At 74.2% G+C, this 4,134-nt stretch carries 3 protein-coding genes; 2 read left to right on the top strand and 1 reads right to left on the bottom strand.

What is annotated here, in order from left to right:
• Positions 1-216: 216 nt before the first annotated feature.
• A complete protein-coding gene (locus FOE67_RS18570) occupies positions 217-2,541 on the top strand; it encodes a molybdopterin oxidoreductase family protein (protein ID WP_438874251.1) in 2,325 nt (774 codons plus the stop codon).
• Here FOE67_RS18570 and cutA read toward each other — a convergent pair.
• Positions 2,475-2,816, bottom strand: a complete 342-nt coding sequence (gene cutA, locus FOE67_RS18565) for a divalent-cation tolerance protein CutA (RefSeq protein ID WP_228474028.1) — start codon at positions 2,814-2,816, stop codon at positions 2,475-2,477. The genes FOE67_RS18570 and cutA overlap by 67 nt on opposite strands.
• A gap of 973 nt (positions 2,817-3,789) precedes the next feature.
• Here cutA and FOE67_RS18560 point away from each other — a divergent pair.
• The gene (locus FOE67_RS18560; RefSeq protein ID WP_182665748.1) at positions 3,790-4,110 is read left to right on the top strand and encodes a cupin domain-containing protein; all 321 of its coding nucleotides are present in this window, start codon (positions 3,790-3,792) and stop codon (positions 4,108-4,110) included.
• The last annotated feature ends 24 nt before the right edge of the window (positions 4,111-4,134 follow it).

The raw sequence follows: 4,134 nt of genomic DNA, 5'->3' as shown, positions 1-4,134 counted from the left end.
GGCCCCCGCCCGGGGACCTGAGCCGACCGCCCCGGGGGCGTAACGCGAGCGGGGGGCCGGGCGTAACACGGCCGACCCACACTGACCCGTATGAGCGCATCCCCCAGCCCCACCCGGACCGTCCCCGGGCCGGAGTCCCGGCCGTCGTCCGCCCCGACGGCCGGGGCCGACGGGACCGTGCCCACCCACTGCCCCTACTGCGCGCTGCAGTGCGGGATGGGCCTGCGGCCCGATCCCGGCACCCCCGCGGGCCTGCGGATCGTGGAGCGGACCGACTTCCCCGTCAACCGGGGAGCGCTGTGCGGGAAGGGCCGCACGGCGCCGGAGGTGCTGGCCTCCCGGGTGCGGCTGACCGAGCCGCTGGTGCGCCGCTCCCCCGGCGGTCCGTTGGAGCCCGCCGGGTGGGACGAGGCGCTGGACCGGGTGGTCGAGGGGCTGACCGCGACCCGTCGCCGGTACGGAGCGGACGCGGTCGGTGTCTTCGGCGGCGGCGGTCTGACCAACGAGAAGGCGTATACGCTCGGGAAGTTCGCCCGGCTGGTGCTGGGCACCTCGCAGATCGACTACAACGGCCGGTTCTGCATGTCCTCGGCCGCCGCCGCGGGGACGCGGGCGTTCGGCGTGGACCGGGGGCTGCCCTTCCCGCTGGCCGACATCCCGCGCACCGGCTGCGTGATCCTGGTCGGTTCCAACCTCGTGGAGACCATGCCGCCCGCGCTGCGGTACCTGACGGAGCTGAAGGAGAACGGCGGGTCGCTGATCGTGGTGGACCCCCGCCGCACCCGCACCGTCGAGCACGCCGACCTGCACCTCGCGCCGCGCCCCGGTACCGACCTGGCGCTGGCCCTGGGCCTGCTGCACCTGGTGATCGCCGGCGGGTGGGTGGACGAGGAGTACATCGCCGGGCGCACCACCGGCTGGCCGGAGGCCCGGGCCGCCGCGATGGCGCACTGGCCGGAGCTGGTCGAGCGCATCACCGGGGTGCCGCTGCCGGCGATGCGCGAGGCGGTGGAGCGGTTCCGCACGGCGGAGCACGCCATGGTGCTCACCGCGCGGGGGCCGGAGCAGCAGGCCAAGGGCACCGAGACGGTGGGGGCGTGGATCAACCTGGCCCTGGCCACCGGCCGGCCCGGTCGGCCGCTGTCCGGGTACGGCTGTCTGACCGGCCAGGGCAACGGCCAGGGCGGCCGGGAGCACGGCCAGAAGGCCGACCAGCTGCCCGGCTACCGGATGCTCGCGGACGCCGACGCGCGGGCGCACGTGGCCGGGGTGTGGGGCGTGGACCCGGACTCGCTGCCGGGCCCCGGCCGCAGCGCCTACGAGCTGCTGGACGCGCTGGGCCGGGACACCCCCGACGGGGTGCGGTCGCTGCTGCTGCTGGCCTCCAATCCGGTGGTCTCCGCCCCGCGGGCCGCGCACGTGGAGGAGCGGATGCGGGCGCTGGACTTCCTGGTCGTCTGCGACGTGGTGCTCTCCGAGAGCGCGGAGCTGGCCGACGTGGTGCTGCCGGTGACGCAGTGGGCCGAGGAGACCGGCACCATGACCAATCTGGAGGGCCGGGTCATCCTGCGCCGCAAGGCGGCCGAGCCGCCCACCGGGTGCCGGAGCGATCTGCGGGTGATGCACGACCTGGCCGCCCGGATGGGGTGGGAGAAGGGCTTCCCGACCGACCCGGAGGAGGTGTTCGAGGAGCTGCGCCGCGCCTCGGCCGGTGGGAAGGCGGACTACTCGGGCATCACCTACCGGCGGATCATCGAGGAGGACGGGGTGTTCTGGCCCTGTCCGGACACCGGCGCGGAGGTCGTTCCCGGGACCGGGACCGGGGGCGAGGGGTCCGGCGAAGCCGACGGGGAGGAGCCGGTCGGCGGGTGGGAGGACGACCCGTCCAACGACCACTCCGCCGACCCGGCCGACCGCCCGGCCGCCGGCACCCCGGACGGGCCGGCCCCGCACCCGGGCACGCCACGGATGTTCCTGGACCGCTTCGCCACCCCGGACGGTCGGGCCCGTTTCGTCCCCGTGCAGCACCGGCCCTCCGCCGAGGAGCCGGACGCCGACTACCCGCTGTTCCTGACCACCGGTCGGGTGCAGGCGCAGTACCAGTCCGGGGCGCAGACCCGCCGGGTGGCGGAGCTGAACGCCGCCGCACCGGGGCCGTTCGTGCAGGTGCACCCCCGGTTGGCGGAGCGGTTGGGCGTGGCGGAGGGCGAGCCGCTGGCGGTGACCTCGCGCCGGGGCCGGGCGGTGGCACCGGCCCGGATCACCCCGGACATCCGCCCGGACACCGTCTTCATGCCGTTCCACTGGCCGGGGGCGGGGCGGGCCAACACCCTGACCAACCCGGCGCTGGATCCCACCTCGCGGATGCCGGAGTTCAAGGTCTGCGCGGTGCGGGTGGAGCCGGCCCGCCCGGCCCCGGGAGCCGGGGACTCCGCCGGCGTGGATGCCGGCGCCGGCGCCGGCGGGGGAGCCGTTCAGCCACCCGTCGCGGTGGGTTCCCCGGCGGGGTCGGAGGTCTCCTCGGCCACCCAGCCCAGGTAGCCGGCGGCTCCGGCCGCCACCGGCAGGGCGATGATCTCCGGCTCGTCGTAGGGGTGGGCCTCCTCCAGGTGGGCCCGCAGCGCCTCCCAGCGGGCGGGGGTGGTCTTCAGCAGCAGCTGCCACTCCCGTTCCCGCCGGACCTCGCCCCGCCAGCGGTAGACGGAGGTGATCGGCGCGCTCACCTGCCCGCAGGCGGCCAGTCGGCGCTCCACGGCTCCGGCGGCCAGTTCCTCCGCCGCCTCGGCGCTGTCGGTGGTGGTGAGCACCACCAGCATGTCGTCGCCGGACTGCCCATGATGAATCGGACCCCTGTCCGCGCCGCGAACCCCTGCCTCGTTCATGAGTGCTCTCCTCGCTTCCCCTCGGTTCGCCGGGGTTCCCTCCCGACCTTTTCGCATCGTCTCCCCGCCCTCACCTTGTTACGGTGGAGAGTTACGGTGGAGATCGCGTGACACGCGGTGACCGCGCGACCCACACCCCCGGAGGACAGCGGCGACCATCATGTCCGAGCGTCCGGTATCCACAGAGGCTGTCTCCGAATCACGGTTCGCGGAGATGCCGCGAACCGTGGAGGAACCACGGACACCGGATGGCCGGAAACCGAGATCGCCGGGGGAAGGATCGCCTTGTCGCCGTGGTCGCTCCTGCGATTTCGTCCGGTGACGAAGTGGCTTCGGGAGAGGCTTCTTCCCCGTGTTCCCGATGGGCAGGATGTCGAGGTCGCCCCTTTCCCGTTCGTGTTCCCCGAAAGCGGCCGGGCCTTCGGGCCCGATCCGTACGTGGTGGACGAGGAGGCGTTCGGGGCTCCCGGTCGCCACGGAAACGGATCCGCTCTTTCCCCGGTCGCCGAATCGACCTCCGGGAGCACGAGGGAAACCGATTGGACCGATCATTGGACCGACAAGGCGGCGGTCCACGGTCGCGTGGTTCCCGTGTACCCGGTGCCGGACGTGCAGGAAGGTCACCTCACCATTTTCCGGGTTTCCGGGACCCCTCCGAACAGGGGTACGGGGCACGGCGCACGGTTTCGCTCGATTCGCCGGTGCCCGTTCCGGCGCCGTTCGACTTCACGCTCGACACGACCGGGTTCGGGGCGGGCGTCGCCGACCGAACCGCCCCTCACCGGAGCCGGTCGCCCATGACGCGACTCGGTTGCGGGAAACGCCGGGGGCGGGACCATGGAGTGACCACGGGCGGCGCGGGGAGACGTCCGGAGACCGTCCCGGGCCCGATTCGGAGGAGACCACCGTGGAAGACCTCGCCGCACTCGCCGAACACCACCTGCAGCTGGCCCGCGAGGACGGGCACGGGCGCAGCGCCCACCTCTTCCTGCACGACGGGCCGCTGCGGCAGAGCGTGATCGCCCTGACCGCCGGTTCGGAGCTGGGCGAGCACGACGCGCCCCCCGCCGCGAGTCTGCACGTGCTGCGCGGCCGGGTGCGGGTGTTCTCCGAGGAGGGGGAGGCGGAGGTGGCCGCCGGCCAGGTGGAGCGGCTGCCCCGGGTGCGACACGGGCTGCGTGCGCTGGACGACTCCGCCGTGGTCCTGACCACCGTCACCGGCATCTGAGCCCCGACCCCCGCACCCCCGGAA

Source organism: Streptomyces calidiresistens (genome assembly GCF_014141525.1).
Taxonomy (GTDB): domain Bacteria; phylum Actinomycetota; class Actinomycetes; order Streptomycetales; family Streptomycetaceae; genus Streptomyces; species Streptomyces calidiresistens.
Note: the sequence above shows the minus strand (reverse complement) of the source record. Positions and strands in the feature narration are given on the sequence as shown.